Annotated in this window: 14 protein-coding genes and 1 tRNA gene; 8 read left to right on the plus strand and 7 right to left on the minus strand. The window is 48.3% G+C overall.

Annotated features, from left to right (window positions below):
• Window positions 1-34: 34 nt before the first annotated feature.
• On the minus strand, window positions 35-1,447 hold the full coding sequence (gene pykF, locus DES54_RS08270; protein ID WP_113866336.1) for a pyruvate kinase PykF: 1,413 nt from the start codon (window positions 1,445-1,447) through the stop codon (window positions 35-37).
• A gap of 633 nt (window positions 1,448-2,080) precedes the next feature.
• On the opposite strand from pykF, the gene licT (DES54_RS08280) reads away from it, so the two are divergent.
• The 8 genes from licT (DES54_RS08280) (at window position 2,081) to DES54_RS18875 (ending at window position 10,543) form a co-directional block, all read left to right on the plus strand.
• Complete coding sequence (gene licT, locus DES54_RS08280) at window positions 2,081-2,944, plus strand: BglG family transcription antiterminator LicT (RefSeq protein WP_113866338.1); 864 nt, start codon at window positions 2,081-2,083, stop codon at window positions 2,942-2,944.
• Window positions 2,945-3,214: 270 nt separating this feature from the next.
• Entirely contained in the window at window positions 3,215-5,107 is a 1,893-nt protein-coding gene (gene bglF / locus DES54_RS08285; protein WP_113866340.1) for a PTS beta-glucoside transporter subunit IIABC, read from the plus strand.
• 40 nt (window positions 5,108-5,147) lie between these two features.
• Window positions 5,148-6,548 carry a glycoside hydrolase family 1 protein gene (locus tag DES54_RS08290; RefSeq protein ID WP_113866342.1) on the plus strand — a complete coding sequence of 467 codons (1,401 nt, stop codon included), beginning with the start codon at window positions 5,148-5,150 and terminating at the stop codon, window positions 6,546-6,548.
• Between the two features lie 423 nt (window positions 6,549-6,971).
• Window positions 6,972-7,124 carry a hypothetical protein gene (locus tag DES54_RS18570; RefSeq protein WP_169050459.1) on the plus strand — a complete coding sequence of 51 codons (153 nt, stop codon included), beginning with the start codon at window positions 6,972-6,974 and terminating at the stop codon, window positions 7,122-7,124.
• A 186-nt stretch (window positions 7,125-7,310) separates the two neighbouring features.
• On the plus strand, window positions 7,311-8,969 hold the full coding sequence (locus tag DES54_RS08295; RefSeq protein WP_113866344.1) for a carbohydrate porin: 1,659 nt from the start codon (window positions 7,311-7,313) through the stop codon (window positions 8,967-8,969).
• Window positions 8,970-9,124: 155 nt separating this feature from the next.
• Window positions 9,125-10,147, plus strand: a complete 1,023-nt coding sequence (locus tag DES54_RS08300; protein ID WP_113866408.1) for a nucleoside hydrolase — start codon at window positions 9,125-9,127, stop codon at window positions 10,145-10,147.
• Window positions 10,144-10,377 carry a hypothetical protein gene (locus tag DES54_RS08305; RefSeq protein WP_113866346.1) on the plus strand — a complete coding sequence of 78 codons (234 nt, stop codon included), beginning with the start codon at window positions 10,144-10,146 and terminating at the stop codon, window positions 10,375-10,377. The genes DES54_RS08300 and DES54_RS08305 overlap by 4 nt, the downstream gene beginning before the upstream one ends.
• Window positions 10,378-10,420: 43 nt before the next feature.
• Window positions 10,421-10,543, plus strand: coding sequence for a hypothetical protein (locus DES54_RS18875; protein WP_240634975.1), 123 nt, complete (start codon window positions 10,421-10,423; stop codon window positions 10,541-10,543).
• 113 nt (window positions 10,544-10,656) lie between these two features.
• On the opposite strand, the gene DES54_RS08315 is transcribed toward DES54_RS18875, so the two are convergent.
• The 6 genes from DES54_RS08315 to DES54_RS08340 form a co-directional block, all read right to left on the minus strand.
• On the minus strand, window positions 10,657-12,309 hold the full coding sequence (locus DES54_RS08315; protein ID WP_113866350.1) for an alpha,alpha-trehalase: 1,653 nt from the start codon (window positions 12,307-12,309) through the stop codon (window positions 10,657-10,659).
• A 300-nt stretch (window positions 12,310-12,609) separates the two neighbouring features.
• On the minus strand, window positions 12,610-14,034 hold the full coding sequence (gene otsA, locus DES54_RS08320; protein WP_113866352.1) for an alpha,alpha-trehalose-phosphate synthase: 1,425 nt from the start codon (window positions 14,032-14,034) through the stop codon (window positions 12,610-12,612).
• Window positions 14,031-14,831, minus strand: a complete 801-nt coding sequence (gene otsB, locus DES54_RS08325; protein WP_113866354.1) for a trehalose-phosphatase — start codon at window positions 14,829-14,831, stop codon at window positions 14,031-14,033. Before otsB ends, otsA begins: the two co-directional genes overlap by 4 nt.
• A gap of 543 nt (window positions 14,832-15,374) precedes the next feature.
• A tRNA-Val gene (locus tag DES54_RS08330) sits at window positions 15,375-15,451 on the minus strand.
• A gap of 209 nt (window positions 15,452-15,660) precedes the next feature.
• Complete coding sequence (licT, locus tag DES54_RS08335; protein WP_113866410.1) at window positions 15,661-16,491, minus strand: BglG family transcription antiterminator LicT; 831 nt, start codon at window positions 16,489-16,491, stop codon at window positions 15,661-15,663.
• Window positions 16,492-16,709: 218 nt separating this feature from the next.
• Window positions 16,710-17,744, minus strand: a complete 1,035-nt coding sequence (locus tag DES54_RS08340) for a Gfo/Idh/MocA family oxidoreductase (RefSeq protein ID WP_211185896.1) — start codon at window positions 17,742-17,744, stop codon at window positions 16,710-16,712.
• Window positions 17,745-17,746: the final 2 nt, after the last annotated feature.

Genomic DNA, 17,746 nt, shown 5'->3' on the forward strand with positions numbered 1-17,746 from the left:
AGGCGCTTTTTTATATGTGTGGCCGGTTTACGGCTTACAGACGGTGTACGGACGCCGTGTTGGTGGTGCCGCTTGGCACCAGCGCGCCGGAAACCATCACCACGACATCGCCAGTCTGAGCGTAGCCGCTGTTTAACGCCGCTTCTTTGCCGATGCGGTAGAAATCATCGGTAGAGGCGATTTCTTTCACCAGCAACGTATCCACGCCTTTGCTCAGCAATAACTGACGAGCGGTCACTTCGTTGGTGGTGAGCGCCAGGATCCGCGCACTCGGGAAGTACTTACGGATGGACTTCGCTGATTTGCCGCCGCTGGTGGCTACGACGATCAACGGTGAATCAAGTTTCTCCGCAGTTTCCACCGCGCCACGGCACACCGCCTCGGTGATCCGCAGTCTACCCAACGTTTTGATGGTATCTAGACGAGTCTTCATCACCGTATCGGTACGCTGGCAGATGGTCGCCATAATTTTTACCGACTCAAGCGGGTATTTCCCTTTGGCGCTTTCCCCCGACAGCATGACGGCGTCGGTGCCATCAATGATGGCGTTCGCCACGTCGCCGGCTTCAGCGCGGGTGGGGCGCGGGTTTTTGATCATCGAATCCAGCATTTGCGTGGCGGTGATAACCACTTTCCGGGCCTGATTGCATTTCTCGATCATCATTTTCTGCGCGAAAATAACTTCTTCCACCGGGATTTCAACGCCCAGGTCGCCGCGGGCAACCATAATGCCGTCAGACGCTTCGAGGATTTCGTCGAAGTTGTTCAAACCTTCCTGGTTTTCGATTTTGGAAATGATTTGAATGTGCTCGCCGCCGTGTTGTTTCAGGTGCGCACGAATTTCTTCAACGTCAGAGCGCTTACGGATAAAGGACGCCGCAACAAAATCGACGCCTTGTTCGCAACCGAAAATCAGATCGCGTTTGTCTTTTTCAGCCAATGCCGGTAACTGGATGGAAACGCCAGGCAGGTTAACGCCTTTATTTTCACCCAGATCGCCGTTGTTCAACACGATGCAAACCACTTCATTGCCATTGATGGCGGTAACTTGCATACCGATCAGACCATCGTCCACCAGCACGGTGTTGCCGACGCTCAGGTCTTGCGTGAAACCGGCATACGTCACGGCAACGCGATCTTTGTTGCCGACGACACCCTGATCGGTGGTGAAAGTGAATGTCTGACCGGCGGTCAGGGACACATCCGCGCCGTTTTCCAGCTTCATGGTACGGATTTCAGGGCCTTTGGTATCCAATAGGATCGCCGCCTGTTTACCGGTTTTCGCTATAACGGCACGCAGGTTTTTGATGCGTTGACCATGCTCTTCATAATCCCCGTGAGAAAAATTCAGGCGCATAACATTCATGCCGGCAGCCAGCATGTTGCTCAGCATCTCTTCTGACTCTGTTTTTGGCCCGATGGTACAAACAATTTTTGTCTTTTTCATACAATAGCTTCTACAAGTTGTGATGGATAAAAAAATCAAGACTCCGATGACAGTAGCAGAGGCGTCTGCGGAGTGAATGCATTGGGAAACAATTTGGATGAGACAGGTTCTTAAAGAGGTAAGTATAGATGGTTGCAGCGAACTGATGAAAGCGTAACCGATCGTCGCGTATAATTAGCGGGAGAACGATAGGCGATGCCATTGAAAGTAGAGTTATTGATAGTGACACGTGGGTTAGCTGAAACCATTCAGTGAAACAACGTTTCGTATTATAATTATTACGCGCGGATAAACAAGCCGGTTAAAGGTAGTAAAGTGAATATTTTGCCGTGTTGACGCAAAAAAACCGACGATTTGTTATTTTTACCTACCTTTGTTGCGCAACCGCCCAGGAAAATACAATGAAAACGTACAATATCGGCGGCGGCGGCTTATTTCTGAATTAAAAAAGTAGATGTAAATAAAATGTTTTTTCTCTCGATCTGCATCACGTTTTTAAGCCATTGGTATTGAGAAGATGGCCGCAAGTGATAGTTTATCCCACATTATGGATTGTTACTGCGTAAGCAGGCAAAACCAGACGTTCGTTTCCTTAAACGAGTGTCTGGTTTTTTTGTTTCCAGGGCTTGAATGATGAAGATTGCCAAGATACTCAACAACAACGTTGTGACCGTGATTGACGAAAACAATAATGAGTCGGTTGTCATGGGCTGCGGGCTGGGTTTCAAAAAGCATACTGGCGATCAGTTGGATGAGTCGCTGATTGAACGTGTGTTTGTGATGAAAAGCGGTGAATTGACATCTCGGTTGCGCGAACTGCTCTCGGAAATTCCGCTGGAGGTGATAACAACGGCGGACAAAATCATTTTGCTGGCGAAAGCGCGTTTGCCGGGCAAATTGCAAAACAGCGTCTATATTTCGCTGACGGATCACTGTCACTTTGCCATTGAACGCCATAAGCAGGGAGTGAATATTCGTAATGTGTTGCTTTGGGAGATCAAGCGGCTCTATCCAAAAGAGTTCGGCGTAGGTCTGGAGGCGCTGGATATCATCGAGCAGCGCTTGGCGGTGCGTTTACCGGAAGACGAGGCCGGTTTTATTGCTTTGCATCTGGTTAATGCGCAGCTTGACAGTGAAATGCCCGAAGTATTGCAGATTACCAAAATAATGCAGGAAATCCTGAATATTGTTAAATATCAGTTAAAGCTGGATTATGATGAACAGGTATTAAGTTACCATCGGTTTGTCACGCATTTGAAGTTTTTTGCACAACGGCTAATTGGTCACAATACGGTTTTCAGTGATGATGAATCCTTACACGATGTGGTCAAGGAAAAATATCTGTTGTCCTATCGTTGTGCGGAAAAAATACAGACGCATATAGATCAACAATATCATTATACTTTGACCAAAGAAGAGTTGATGTTTCTGACTATTCATATTGAGCGAGTCCGAACGGAGTTGCTGGAAAAAAGGGGTGAGGGTGATGAGAAATAAATCTGCTGTTCATCACATAATTTTATCTTGCGTGGATAAAATGCTTGCTTGTTTTTCGATTTAGGTAATAAGCTTCATATAAGATTTTTTAGACAATCAGGATTGTTACTGTTAACAAGTCATCCTTGTTTGCAGGCAAAACCTAAATCATTTTGTTCTCCGTTATGTGGCGGCGAGAAAAATGGTTTGGGTTTTTTTTATCTAAAAATAACGTTACTTTCTGGTAATGTGATGATTTTAATATGTATTTGTCAGTTTTAAGGATGGGCGATGAAATACAAGACATTAGCCAATGAAATACTTGAAGGTGTGGGGGGGCGCAGCAATGTGAATAGTGTATTGCATTGCGCGACACGACTGCGTTTTAAATTAAAGGACAGCAAGAAGGCAAATATTTCTCAGCTTAAAGATAACCCAGGCATTATTATGGTGCTTGAAAGCGGCGGCCAGTTTCAGGTTGTGGTGGGTAATCATGTGAGTGAGGTTTATCAGGATTTGCTTGATGTTTCGGGTATAAGCGAATCTTCTAATTCCGATTCAGGTGATCAGGATAGCGGTCGCAAGGAAAATATATTTTCCCGCTTTATTGATATTATCGCCGGCATCTTTACCCCATTAATGGGCGTGATGGCGGCTTCCGGGATATTAAAAGGTTTTCTGGCATTAAGTCTGGCCTGTGGCTGGTTAGTGGAAAGCAGCGGAACGTATAAAATATTATTTGCCGCCAGCGATGCATTATTTTATTTTTTCCCGATTATTCTTGGTTATACCGCCGGTAAGAAATTTGGCGGTAATACCTTTGTGACCATGGCGATAGGCGGCGCACTGGTGCATCCGACCATGATCGCCGAATTTAACGCTATGGCGACGACGGATTATCAGCCATTACATTTCTTCGGTATTCCCATTACGTTTATCAACTACAGTTCATCGGTTATTCCGATTATTTTCGCCGCATGGGTTTCCTGCAAGCTGGAAAAACCATTGAACGCCTTCCTGCACGTCAATATCCGTAACTTCCTCACGCCGGCCCTGTGCCTGCTGATCACCGTGCCGCTGACGTTTTTAGCCATCGGTCCGGTGACCACCTGGCTAAGCTATCAATTGGCGCATGGCTATCAGTTGATCTATGGCGCCAATCAAACCATCGCCGGCGGTTTTATGGGCGGTCTGTGGCAGATATTCGTCATGTTCGGTCTGCACTGGGGATTCGTACCGCTGATGATCAATAACTTCAGCGCCTTAGGCTATGACACTCTGATCGCGGTGTTGACGCCCGCGGTGCTGGCGCAGGCTGGCTCGGCGCTGGGCGTGTCTCTGCGCACCAAAGATGCGAAGCTGAAAGGCATCGCCGGGTCTGCGTTTCCGGCGGGGATCTTCGGTATCACCGAACCGGCTATTTATGGCGTCAACCTGCCTTTGCGTCGTCCGTTTATCTTTGGTTGCGTCGGTGGGGCGCTTGGCGGTGCGATCGCCGGTTATTTCGGCACGACACAATATTCTTTCGGCTTACCCAGCATCTTCGCTTTTACGCAAATCATTCCGTCTTCTGGAATGGATATCACTGTCTGGGGCGGCATCATCGGTACGGCTATCGCCTTTGCGTTCGCTACGCTGGCCAGCTATCTGTTTGGGATAAAAACAGAAGAAAGCGCGCCGCACGCCCCGGCGGTTGAAGCCAGCCCGGAAGAACGCGCCGCGCCGATACGTCAGCAATCCATCAGCAGCCCGATCAGCGGGGAAACGCTTCCCTTAGCAGAGGTGAGCGATCAAACGTTTGCCAGTGGCTTGATGGGCAAAGGGATTGCCATCAAGCCGCAGTCCGGTCGAGTGGTTTCGCCGGTCAACGGTACGGTCGCATCGTTATTCAAAACCAACCATGCGATTGGCCTGGAGTCTGATGATGACGCTGAAATATTGATTCACGTCGGCATTGATACCGTAAAATTGAATGGACAGTACTTTACCGCCCACATCAAGACCGGCGATGTGGTGAAACAGGGCGATCTGCTGGTGGAGTTTGATTATCAGGCTATTGAGGCGGCGGGCTATGAAACCACCACCCCGGTTATTATTACCAACAGCGACGATTATATTGATGTGCTGCCGGTAGCGGCAAATCCGGTATCGGAACAGGCGCCGTTGTTAACGTTAGTTCGCTGATTCAAAACCTTTAACACCCGAATTGGGAAGGAGATTAGAAATGAGTCATCGTTTTCCTGACAGTTTTTTATGGGGCGGCGCGGTTGCGGCCAATCAGGTGGAAGGCGCTTACCTGACGGACGGTAAAGGGTTATCCACCTCCGATTTACAACCACAGGGCGTCTTTGGCGAAATCGTGGAAAGAACCGCGGGCGACAGCGGAATAAAGGATATCGCGATCGATTTTTATCATCGTTATCCAGAAGATATCGTGCTGTTTGCGGAAATGGGCTTCAAGTGTCTGCGCACTTCAATCGCCTGGACGCGCATTTTCCCGCAAGGCGATGAGGAGACGCCGAATGAAGCAGGGCTGGTATTTTATGATCGTCTGTTCGACGAGATGGCCAAACACCACATCCAACCGTTAGTGACGTTGTCACATTATGAAATGCCATATGGTCTGGTGAAAAACTATGGCGGCTGGGGCAACCGTCAGGTTATTGCATTCTTTGAACGCTATGCACGCACGGTATTTCAGCGTTTTCAACACAAGGTGAAATACTGGCTGACATTCAATGAGATCAACATGTCGCTGCATGCGCCTTTTACCGGCGTCGGTTTACCGGAGGACAGCAGTAAACAGGCGATATATCAGGCGATTCACCACCAGTTGGTCGCCAGCGCGAAAGCGGTTAAAGCCTGCCATGAAATTATTCCCGATGCGAAAATCGGCAACATGTTGCTCGGAGGCTTGCTGTATCCGTTGACCTGTAAACCGGCGGATGTGCTGGAAACCTTGCAGCAGAACCGGGAATGGATGTTCTTTGGCGATGTACAGGCGCGCGGCGCTTACCCAGCTTACATGAAGCGTTTCTTTAAACAGCAGGCTATCGAGTTGCAGGTAACAGATGACGATCGGGACGAGCTCAAAGAAACCGTTGATTTCATTTCCTTTAGCTATTACATGACCGGCTGCGTGACCACGGATGAAGAGCTGAATCAGAAAGCGCGCGCCAATATTCTCAATATGGTGCCGAATCCACACCTGCAAAGTTCGGAATGGGGCTGGCAAATTGATCCCAAAGGTCTGCGCATCCTGTTGAATATGTTGTACGACCGTTATCAGAAACCGCTATTTATTGTCGAAAACGGTTTGGGCGCCAAAGACGTGGTTGAAAGTGACGGCAGTATCAATGATGACTATCGCATTCAATACCTGAACGATCATCTGATTCAGGTTGCTGAGGCGCTGGAGGATGGCGTCGAGGTGCTGGGGTATACCACCTGGGGACCGATCGATTTGGTCAGTGCTTCCACGGCGCAACTGTCTAAACGTTACGGCTTTATTTATGTCGATCGCGACGACCAGGGAAATGGCACGTTGGAGCGTAAGCGAAAAAAAAGTTTTTACTGGTATCGCGAGGTGATTAACAGCAACGGCGCAGCGCTGAAGCAGGGTTAACGCTGGTGCACTACCGGTCGGATTGTTGCCGTGCCGACCGCCAGTTTTACGTTTTATCACTGTTGAACGTTATAAACATGAATAGAGGGGAATTACTGTAAAGCCGTCGTGATTATCTCGTGTATCAAAGCATGGCCCGTGAGCAGCCTACAGGTTGGCACGGGTTCATCGAGGAAGCGGCACGCAGGGGATGGACAAGCAGGCTGCCATGCAGGGGGCTGATTTATCGCTGTCAGCGCGTAGTTGAATTAGGAAAGCGCAATAACCCGGCAGAAAATGGACGGGTCAATTGAAAAAAAATAAGTCAAATGACGGTTGCGGACAGAAGGGTAGTTTACGATATCTCGCTACAGTTATTTAGTAGCGGGGAGGATCGTCAAATATCGTGAGCATCACAAATATGGATGGTACTTATATCATCATATGGTCGGTGTGCTGGTACAGATTAAATTAATAACAGTAGCAAAAGAATTGATCGAATATTATTGGGGGGATGATAAAAGCGGTGCGAATACCTTTGGGGAAGCGTTTGATTCTGAACATTATCAGGCTTTTCCTTATGGTAGTAAAAATTAATAGCTATTGTCATATGTGGCGTTGTACGCCAAGCTATTTCATTCGCAACCGATTAAAAAAATAGAAAAATACTGATGTTAAACAAGTGTGATTAACGCACGAAAACGCTGTATTGATTAACCAGTGCCAAAAAATAGTGGCAGAAATCCCTTTGTCTTTATTTATGTACTCTACCTGGAAAATATTATGCGTAATAAACACTACCCTTTAAAGCTTATTGTATTGTTAATATCATCAGCTATTTTATCTAATAGTGCGATGGCGGCGGCATTAACGATAGAAGAAAGATTGGCGTTATTGGAAAAGGAGTTGGCAGAAAATAAACAGGAGCTGCAATCGACGAAAAACGAGTTACGTGAATATAAAGCCATTGCCGAGCGCCAGTCAGCACCAGTGACGATAAATAGTCGTAAGCCCATGGGTGAAGAACGAATAGTGGTGCAATCCACCTCGACCACCCAGCCAAAAACAACGGATAAAACATTGACGGCGGCAACTACCACGCCTTCTTCGGGCACAACAGAAAACCGATCGCTGACGCTGGCTGAAATCAGTAAATATGTGAAAGAAGATATCGGTTTTTCTTATACCGGCTATTTCAGGTCAGGCTGGGCGACGGGAACCAACGGTTCACCCAAATCTTACGCGATTGGTTCGCTCGGACGCTTCGGTAATGAACATACCGGCTGGTACGATCTTATTTTCAGTCAGCGAGTCTACAACAACGATGGCAAAACCGCGCATGCCGTTGTCAGGCTTGATGGTAATGTGGGGCAGCAATACAGTAGCGCCTGGTTTGGCGATACCAATGGAGAAAATGTCCTCCAGTTTTCTGATATGTACCTGACAACAAAAGGATTCCTTCTTTTTGCGCCTGAGGCGGATTTCTGGGTAGGGAAACATGTCCTGCCGGTGTATGAAATTCAAATGCTGGATTGGAAAAGCGACCGTATATTTGCCAGTGCCGGTGTAGGGATAGAAAACCTGAATGCCGGCCCCGGCAAGCTCGATTTTTCATTGACGCGGGAAGATATTGATGTTTATGCAAGGGATTATGAAGATCCCAATATCGGCAGCAATGCGGACAAAACTCAGATGAATACCAATACTTTGGAATTCAGGTATAAAGATATTCCTTTATGGGATAATGGCGCATTAACATTCATCGGTAAATATGTCATGGCCAATAAAACCGATGGTCAAAAAGTCAACGAAAATAATGATACCTTCTTTAAAATGAGAGATACGTATCTGGCAACCGCCATATTAAAGCAGAATCTTGATCGCGGCGGATTTAATGAGTTCACGCTCCAGTCGGCGAATAATTCCATCGCCAGCGGCTTTGCCCGTTATGATGATTCCAACCCGTCAATCGGACAGGGCGGCAATTATTACGGCGACCATACCGGAGGAAAAGCGTACCGCCTGATTTCTCAGGGAGAGGTGTATTTACATGATAAGGTGATTATGGCCAACGCCTTGGTGTATTCATGGGGCAACGATATTTATAGCTATGAAACCGGCGCCAACAGTGATTTTGACAGCATTCGCACGGTTATTCGTCCTGCCTACATTTGGGATACTTATAATCAGACTTGCGTGGAGTTAGGCTGGTTTACGCAGAAAAACAAGGATAAGAGCGGTGTCAGTTACCGGGAATCCGGTTACAAAACCACCTTGTATCATGCACTGAAAGTCGATAACAGTCTGCTGAATTCCCGACCTGAAATACGGTTTTACGGCACCTATTTAAAAGTGCTGGATAACGGACTTTCGTCATTCGCATTTCCAGATAGCAAAAAAGATCAGTTTACCGCTGGCGTTCAGGCGGAGGTCTGGTGGTAAGTCCCTTTTTAATCCCGGTATCGTACTGACGATACCGGTTTTTATCCGTCACCCGGCAAGCGTAACGCTTGCCGCTACGTTCTCCTTGCCTTGTCATCATGTCAGTTAATGGTGCGACAAAATATCGACTTACTATTAAGGAAACGAACATGAATATGGTTATTCACCGTCGCTGTTCTTTTTGGCTCCACGGTCTGGCGATAGGAATGTTTGCATGCAGCGCTTTTTCTGTCTCGGCGGCGCCACAGGATCTGCCTTTTGATGTGGCACCGTATAAACAGGTACGCGTCATTATCAGTGCCGATGCCAAAAATGAGGCCGACGACGATTTTGCCGTGGCGCATGCGGTGCTGACACCGACCATGAAAGTGAAAGGGCTGATTGCCGCTCACTATGCGCGAACCGCGCCGATGATGCAGCGAGATGGGCAAAACAGCATGCTCGAAAGCTACAACGAGTTGCAACATTTGATGAAGGTGATGGGAAAAACCTCAATTCCGGTCTATCGCGGCGCGGCCCAGGCAATGCAAAAAGGCGAAGCTTCCGCCGCGTTAAGCGAAGGCGCGAAAATGTTGATTGCGGAAGCGCTCAAGACCGACAGTGCTCCGCTGTTTGTGCTGGTCATGGGACCGATCACCGACATTGCCGCCGCGTTGCGCGCGGAACCGCGCATTGCATCCAAAATGACGGTAGTCTGGATCGGCGGCATGCCTTACCCGCAAGGCGGATGGGAATACAATATGTTCAATGATCCCATTGCCGCCAATGAGGTGTTCAAATCATCGGTTCCACTATGGCAAGTGCCGCACAATGTTTATATGTCGATGCGCGTCTCACTGGCGGAATTGGCCGCCCGCGTTAAACCGCAAGGTGAAGTCGGGGCGTACTTATGGCAGCAAATGATTGATTTCAATAAGATGATTTCCGCCATTGTTAAAGATGTCCCCTGGCCGAAAAGCGAGGTGTGGGTTTTGGGCGATAATCCATCGGTGGCTTTGTTGCTCGATGATCATGAATACCATTATACGCTGCGGGACGCGCCATTACTGAATGAAGATCTGACCTATGCCCCCCAACCCGGTGCGCGTCAAATACGCGTTTATCATGCCGTTGACGCCCGTTTCACGCTGGAGGATTTTTACGCTAAGTTGATGCTGAGCTATGGGGGTAAAAAATGAGAAACTCCCTGCGTCACGCTATGAAATACAGCGTTCTGGCCTGTGGGTTGTTTCCATTGCTGGCCAGTGGGCAGAATAAACCAGTCAATGATCAGTTGCTCTATGGGGTGGCTTACTACGACGAGTACATGCCTTATGATCGCCTTAATGAAGATATCAGGATGATGAAAGCGGCGGGCATCAATGTGGTGCGTATAAATTGTCCGGCACAGTACCAATCGACAGGGTAAGGCGGTACGTTTCCTGTTTAACTATTCAGCTAAGGCGACAGAAATGACCTATCAGTGGGAAGAGGGGAACGCGTTGTTGAGCGGCAATCGGGTGAGAAAAAACCAGTCGCTTGCTCTGCCTGCCTGGGGCGTCAGTATTGTTGAAGGGCGTGTTGTCCGACCATAAAGAGCGTGGAGAGAGACGGGCACTCGGCCTTGAGTGTCCGTTTGAAGAATGGCGCCGGCAATGGCGTGCCGAAAATCATCATCAGAGAAAAATACCATTAGCGAAGAACATCCTCAGAAATGTTCTCCGTACAGGCCAATCAAGCGGCGCACAACGCCATTTGTCCAGCCGAAACCATCTTGCAGCGGGTATTCGCCCCCACCGCCTTCACGCGGCGTATCGCCGGAGATGTGGTATTTTTCAATCAGCTTATGGTGCTGCCGGTAAAAGAGATTCACTGTGGTTAGCCAACTGCGTGCAATTTCATCGCCAAGCGCATCATTGCCGTACAGTTTAAAGCCCTGAATGGCCATCCATTGCAGCGGCGCCCAACCGTTGGGTTTATCCCATTGTTCACCGGTTTCATACTCGGTCGCCATCAGGCCCTCCGGCGTGAGCAGGCGCGCCCGTATCGCTTCCGCCAACCTGTCGGCTTGTTCGTGGGTGGCCAGCCCCACATAAAGCGGCACGATGCTGGCGGCGGAAAAGAGCGCCATCTGCTGGCGGCGCCAGTCGTAGTCGCGATAACAACCGTCTTGCGCATCCCATAGATAGCGGGTGACCGCCGCACGGCGATCTTCCGCCTTCTGACGAAATAGCGCCTCTGTTTCTCTGTCTCCTTTTAACACAGAGATATTGGCGATGGCGCTCTCCAGCTTGTAAAGAAACGCATTGAGATCCACCGGAATGAACTGTGTGGTGCGAATGCTGGCGAGACGATTGGCATCACGCAGCCAGCGCGACGAGTAGTCCCACCCTGACGCCGCTCCCGCTCGCAGATCCCGATAAACCTCATTTGCCGGTCGGCTGGAGTGTTTCGCGGTTTCCACGTCTTCCAGCCAGGATTCGTCGCGCGGGGTGTCTCTGTCATCCCAATAGCGATTTAACAACGCACCATCCTGCATACGCACGACGTGGCGATAAGCCTGATTTGGCGCCAGCGATTCAGCGCCGTCCATCCAGAAAGCATACTCTTTCATCAGATGATCCAGATAACGGCGGGCGCCGCGCACGCCATCTTCTTCAAATAACTCCACCATCAACGCGAATACCGGCGGCTGCGAGCGGCTAAGGTAATAGGTGCGATTCCCATTCGGAATGTGACCGTAAGTTTCAATCATCCAGGCGAAATTATCCGCCATACAGCGCAGCAGATCGTTGCGCCCGCTTTCCGCCAACCCCAGCATGGTAAAATAGGAGTCCCAATAATAGGTTTCGCTGAAACGGCCACCCGGCACGATATAAGCTTGCGGCAGCGGCAGCAGCGACGACCACGGAATATGATCCTGAGGCTCGCGCGTCAATACGACCCACAGATTATCGATATGCTCTTTGAGGGAATGATCGGGATTGGAGACATACTCACTGTCATGGCTTTCCGGTAGCCAGAAGTGCTGTTCGACAAATTGCCTCAAATCAAAATCGGGTTGCCTTTTCATCCGGCGGTAGCGCAAGAGAATATCCAACGGATCGATTTTGGGCGCGCAGTCGGGGAACGTCTTACTGTCGGCGAAAATACGCGATGACTGCACCTGTGCGAACAGTTCAAGATAGCGATCGGCGGGCGTCAGCGCATCGGATGGCGGCAGCCCTTCGATCATTTCCGGTTCGGGTTCCGCTTCGAACATGTTATCCAGTGTTAACTCGACGGGTTCCGGTTGGTATTGGCGATTTTTGTCGCCCTCGGATCCCTCTGATTCGACAACGTATAATTTCTGGTTAAACATCTGCTAAGAACCTCAGTGTTGCGTTGTAAAAATAGGGATGTCTCGCTATTAAGATGTCTCTTGATTAAGTGTAGACAGTGGTTCCATCATCTATGACGAAAAGCGTGATACCCATCACGTTTTCCTATTGTCACCAAAAACTAGAAAAATAGATAACGCATTATTTATAATTAGGAAAACAAGCGCCTTCGCCCAATGCGTCACAATAAAATTCGGTTGCAACAATTTATTAATAGCCCCGGTTTACGGGGCAGGGATGAGAGGGGCTAATCGATGATAACGGCTGAAACGAGCATGTCGTTACAAGCTTGTCACGCCGGTGGCTGGGCCATATTCGGCACTGCGTGGCGGGATAGTCCGCAGGTCTTGCAGATAACTTTCACGCCAATGGGTGATATCATTTTTACGCAGTACCGCCATCATGTCGTTATAGCGCGTGAGGCGCTCGGCCAGCGGCATGGTTAGCGCTTTATCCAGCGCCGCCGCCACATCATCCCGATCGTAAGGGTTGACGATAAGCGCGGCGGTCAGTTCATTGGCCGCGCCAGCAAAGCGCGATAACACCAGTACGCCGGGATCTTCAGGATCCTGTGCCGCCACATACTCTTTCGCCACCAGATTCATGCCATCGCGCAGTGGCGTGACCAGCCCGACATCGGTCAGACGAAATATCTTCATCAGCAACCGGCGGTCGAAATGCTGGTTGAGATAGTAGAGCGGCGTGCGATTCAGGGTGCCGTATTTGCCGTTAATCCGCCCGACTTCCATCTCCAGTTGATGGCGGATATCTTGATAAGCCTGCACATCCCCGCGCGAAGTGGGGGCGATTTGCGAATAGCGAACCTTGCCGCGATGTTGCGGGTAGCGCTCCAGCAACGCTTCATAGGCCAGGAAGCGTTCCGGCAGCCCTTTGGTATAATCCAGCCGCTCGCAGGAAATAATATTCTGCGCATCGCCAAGCTCGCGTTTCATCTCCGCCATTTTGGGCGGCAGCGGCCCTTCCGTCATCTCTTTGATGCTATCCGGTTCTATGCCTATCGGATAAACTTCCGTCATAAACGGATTCCCGAACGCACAATGGGTATTGTCCCCGGCCTGCTGCAACGTGGTCAGTTGCCTGAGGTTGTCGAGAAACGCGCTCCGGTCGCTTTCCGTCTGGAAGCCGAGCAAATCATATTCGCACATCATTTTCAGCAGTTCTTCGTGCGTGGGCAACGCATTGAATATTTCCGGCGTGGGGAAAGGAATATGCAGGAAGAACCCGATACGGTTATTCATGCCAATTTTGCGCAACGCGGCGGCAAACGGCAGCAAATGATAATCATGGATCCACAGAATATCATCCGGCTTGATCAACGGCTGTAACCGCTTCGCCAGCAATTCATTAACCCGGCAGTAACCGTCCCAGGCTTCGCGCTGAAACTGCACCAGATCGATACGGTAATGGAATGCCGGCCAGATCACGGCATTGGAGAACTGGCAGTAATAAAGATCGTAATCATTTTGGTTGAGCGGAACCGAGGCATAAGTGATGCCGTCGTTTTCGATCAGACTCAAATCATCCTCGTCTTCCCCGGATATTTCACTTATTTCTCCGTTCCAGCCAAACCATACACCCCCGGTGGTTTTCAATGCATCCAGAATACCTACGGCCAGTCCGCCAGCGCTGGACTTCGACCTGTCAGGAATAGCGATACGGTTAGATACGACAACCAGACGACTCATAACCTTGACTCCTTACCGACGTTATCTTGCTTGAGTTGTAATAGTAATTGTTCAAGCCAGCGATGAACGTCCGCTACCTGTTTGAGGCGGTAGCGGGCATGGCCTGAACCGTCTCCGACCTTAACGGAAACGCCCTGCATGGCGTTTACGGCCAGAAATCCTTTCTCATCCGTCAGATCATCGCCAACAAAAACCGGAATGCGCCCGGCGAAAGGGGCTTCTTGCATAAAGGACTCAATCGCCGCGCCTTTATCTATTCCTCGCGGTTTTATCTCCACCACGCACTTACCCGGCTGTAGCGTGAGTTGAGGAAATCGGGCTACGGCGGATTGCGCCAGATCCAGCACCTGCTGCTGATACTCTCTCGCCTGACGATAGTGCAGCGCGAAGGCCATGCCTTTGGCTTCCAGCATGGTGTCCGTCATGCTGGACACGCCATGCTCCAGCATCCGCCGCAGGGGTTCCGTAACTTCCACCGGCAACATGACGCGATGCAGATTCCCGTCTGCGTCACGCCGTTCGGCGCCGTGTACCCCCGCCAGCGGCAACCTGAGCGGGGCGGTCAGCTTATCAAGCTGGTCGATGGGACGGCCCGATACCAGCGCCAGCGCGCCGTGGCACGCAACCGACAACGCTTGCAAATTATTGCGAACCGCGCCAGGGATGACAACCGCATCCGGCTCTGGTTGAATCTCCGCCAGCGTACCGTCCACATCGAAAAAGAACGCGTATCGTCCGCCGCCCGATAGCGGGAGGGAAGAGGGTTCTGAGGTGTTTTCCGTGGCAATGGTGGTCAAACCGATTCTCCTGTCTGTAGGCTGTTAGGCGATTTATGGCTGCGATACCGTGGCGTGCGTCAAGTGATGTTTCTGAACCGTCATCGCTTGAAGAGTGTCTGATGCCAACGATGAAGAAGGAAAGCGCCGCAACCGGAATAACATGAAGTGAGTTGGCAGGATAAAAAGCTTATTTTTTGATAAATCCGTTGATATACGCGCTACGATTGAATAAATACAAGCCAAAACAGCGACCTGATTGTGAATATCATTATTGTTCAGTATAGACGCCGTCGGATATTTTTCCAGAACATCGGGTCGACGTCAGACCGAAAGGTAGCAGCCTAATGGCCATTTTTCAGGTCGGCATGACGTCAGCCCTGGATTAAAAGGGCGGCGATTTGAATCATATTGTTATTTTTTATCAACAGGTTATTCAGGGATGTGACCAATACTGCCATTGCGCATTCATAATGGCGAACAACGCTATAGTGAAAGGTAGGGATGATTTCTATGACTTTGGGTTTCGGCTAAATTAGCCGGAGATGGCAACGTGATATGAATTGGTACGACCGAGTGGACTCGAACCACCGACCCCCACCATGTCAAGGTGGTGCTCTAACCAACTGAGCTACGGTCGTACAGGGTATGTTGGTTCTTATGACAGGTAGCCAATGAACTAACATTTTGATTTAAAACGCTTCTTTCTTTCCAGTAACTGGAATGGGCATCATTATGGCGTCGTCCGGGATGGATGGCAAGCCTTTTATCGACCCTGATCGATCGATTGCCGAATGTTTCATCAGATGAGGGCGGGACAGGACATTACGTGAACGAAACCGGCTGAGATCTAACCATCTTTACGGAGCCGTTCGATATGAATGGCAAGAAACATCACTTCTTCTGTTGTTAATTCATACTGATAGTGATTCAGCAGATGGGCTTTAATTGTTTCCGCACAATTCCACGCCTGACCATAATTGATTTTAATCGCAGCGTGTAAATCGGTGTCGTCATCTTGAACCGTTGTACGATTCAGCATCCGCTGTGCAAAAAATTTTAGATGAGTAACAAAGCGATGGTAACTTAAGTTATCCTCATTATATTCCAACTTGAGTTGAAATTTAGTGATATCCAGAACTTCATTAACTATTTGAGTAATGTGGATTACCTCAGGCATCTCATTACCGAGTTGCGCCGTGACCAGATGTAATGCGATGAAGCCGGCTTCATCTTCAGTCATTCTGACGCCCAGACGGTTGTCAATGATATCAAGTGCTTCAAGACCCAGTTGATACTCTTTAGAATAAAGGCGTTTTATCTCCCATAACAAAACGTTGCGGATATTTATGCCTTTCTTATGACGTTCAAGTGCAAAGTAGCAGTGATCGGTCAGTGAGATATAAATATTTTCCTGCAATTCTCCCAGTTTTTGCTTAGATAAATTGATAATACGATCACAGGTCGTCATGACGTCAATAGGGATCTGGCTGAGTAATTCGCTTAATCTGAACGTGATTTCATCATTTTTTAAAGCGAATACTTTTTCAATTTTGCTAACATCAAGAATATCGCTGGCTTTTTTCTGAAAACCGATGCCAAGCCCCATAACGACTTGCTCTCGATGGTTTTCGTCCAAAACTACAACAATATTGTTGTTAATGATTTTGGCAATTTTCATCATAACCTCGAAAAACCCGAAAAAAACCAGATTTTACCTGCCAATGAAGTAACAAATATGTTTGATAAATTAGCATTTTATTTATTTAAATTCAACATGAAGCAATATTCTGTGCTTTGGGTTAAGTGAGAGGAATAATTAGCGTAAACGCAGGATGGAAAAAAAGCGGCAAGAGCGGGAATGAAGTACAAAAAATCACTTCATTCCCACAATCACGATTATTTCAGATGAGCCGTTCCTTCCTCCAGGAAGGAAATTTGCAATATCGTCTGCTCATCAGAAACAAATTTCTCTTTACCATTAACGATGGATTCATAAAGCGCATCATGAAAACGTCCATAATCGCCTACTTCGGAAATGACTTTCTCTTCATGATAGGTCCCTTCAGCATCATAATAAATAATGGTTCCGTAATCACTGGGATTATCAATGCCAAAATCAGCGTGATCAGGTAAGTAAAAGAGTTTTAAATGTTCTTCCTGTCGATCTTTTTTCTCTTTGATGAACATCCCGCGTTTACCATAGACGACAAAGCTGGGGCGGTCTTTTACTCTGAAGAAACTGGATTTCACCGATACTTTAACGATGCCATAATATAAATCCAGATCAAAGTAATCATTCATTCTGCCTTCGCCAAGCAACTGGCGGACATCATAACGAATATGATCAGGATTACCAAAATAAGACAATACCTGATCTAAGGTATGACAACCATGACCATATAAGTAGGTATCAACCTGCACATAATTTTTACATTGTTCCGGGACGTAAGGCCGATAATAGTCATAATGCATTTCTACTTCTAACAGATCGCCTAATTTTCCAGATTCAATAACTTTCTGAACCGTGAGGAAATCACTGTCAAATCTTCTGTTTTGATAGCATTGGACCACCAGATTTTTACTTTTCGCCAATTCAAATAATTCTTTTGCCTGACGGGTGGTGTGAGTGAAGGGTTTCTCTACCAGACAATGCTTATTGGCATTAAGAACTTGCTTTGCCAGTTCATAATGGGTGACGGCGGGCGTACAGACTACGATCAGATCAATATCGGGATCGTTTAACAGAACATTGATGTCGTTTGTATATATAACATCGGGGATCTCATCCCAGTCTTTTTTCCCTTTACTTGGGGAATAAATGGTTTTTACGTGAAATTTTTCTTTATTCTGTAATACAAAAGGTAAATGGTATCTATTGGTGCTTTTACCATTTCCGATATAACCAACGGTAAGTATTTTATCACTTTTCATTT

It is taken from the genome of Brenneria salicis ATCC 15712 = DSM 30166 (genome assembly GCF_003315515.1).
GTDB lineage: Bacteria > Pseudomonadota > Gammaproteobacteria > Enterobacterales > Enterobacteriaceae > Brenneria > Brenneria salicis.

Coding starts and splice junctions, on each gene's coding strand:
- pykF (WP_113866336.1), bottom strand. CDS start 1,447: ATGAAAAAGACAAAAATTGTTTGTACCATCGGGCCAAAAACAGAGTCA.
- licT (WP_113866338.1), top strand. CDS start 2,081: ATGAAGATTGCCAAGATACTCAACAACAACGTTGTGACCGTGATTGAC.
- bglF (WP_113866340.1), top strand. CDS start 3,215: ATGAAATACAAGACATTAGCCAATGAAATACTTGAAGGTGTGGGGGGG.
- DES54_RS08290 (WP_113866342.1), top strand. CDS start 5,148: ATGAGTCATCGTTTTCCTGACAGTTTTTTATGGGGCGGCGCGGTTGCG.
- DES54_RS18570 (WP_169050459.1), top strand. CDS start 6,972: ATGGTCGGTGTGCTGGTACAGATTAAATTAATAACAGTAGCAAAAGAA.
- DES54_RS08295 (WP_113866344.1), top strand. CDS start 7,311: ATGCGTAATAAACACTACCCTTTAAAGCTTATTGTATTGTTAATATCA.
- DES54_RS08300 (WP_113866408.1), top strand. CDS start 9,125: ATGGTTATTCACCGTCGCTGTTCTTTTTGGCTCCACGGTCTGGCGATA.
- DES54_RS08305 (WP_113866346.1), top strand. CDS start 10,144: ATGAGAAACTCCCTGCGTCACGCTATGAAATACAGCGTTCTGGCCTGT.
- DES54_RS18875 (WP_240634975.1), top strand. CDS start 10,421: ATGACCTATCAGTGGGAAGAGGGGAACGCGTTGTTGAGCGGCAATCGG.
- DES54_RS08315 (WP_113866350.1), bottom strand. CDS start 12,309: ATGTTTAACCAGAAATTATACGTTGTCGAATCAGAGGGATCCGAGGGC.
- otsA (WP_113866352.1), bottom strand. CDS start 14,034: ATGAGTCGTCTGGTTGTCGTATCTAACCGTATCGCTATTCCTGACAGG.
- licT (WP_113866410.1), bottom strand. CDS start 16,491: ATGAAAATTGCCAAAATCATTAACAACAATATTGTTGTAGTTTTGGAC.
- DES54_RS08340 (WP_211185896.1), bottom strand. CDS start 17,744: ATGAAAAGTGATAAAATACTTACCGTTGGTTATATCGGAAATGGTAAA.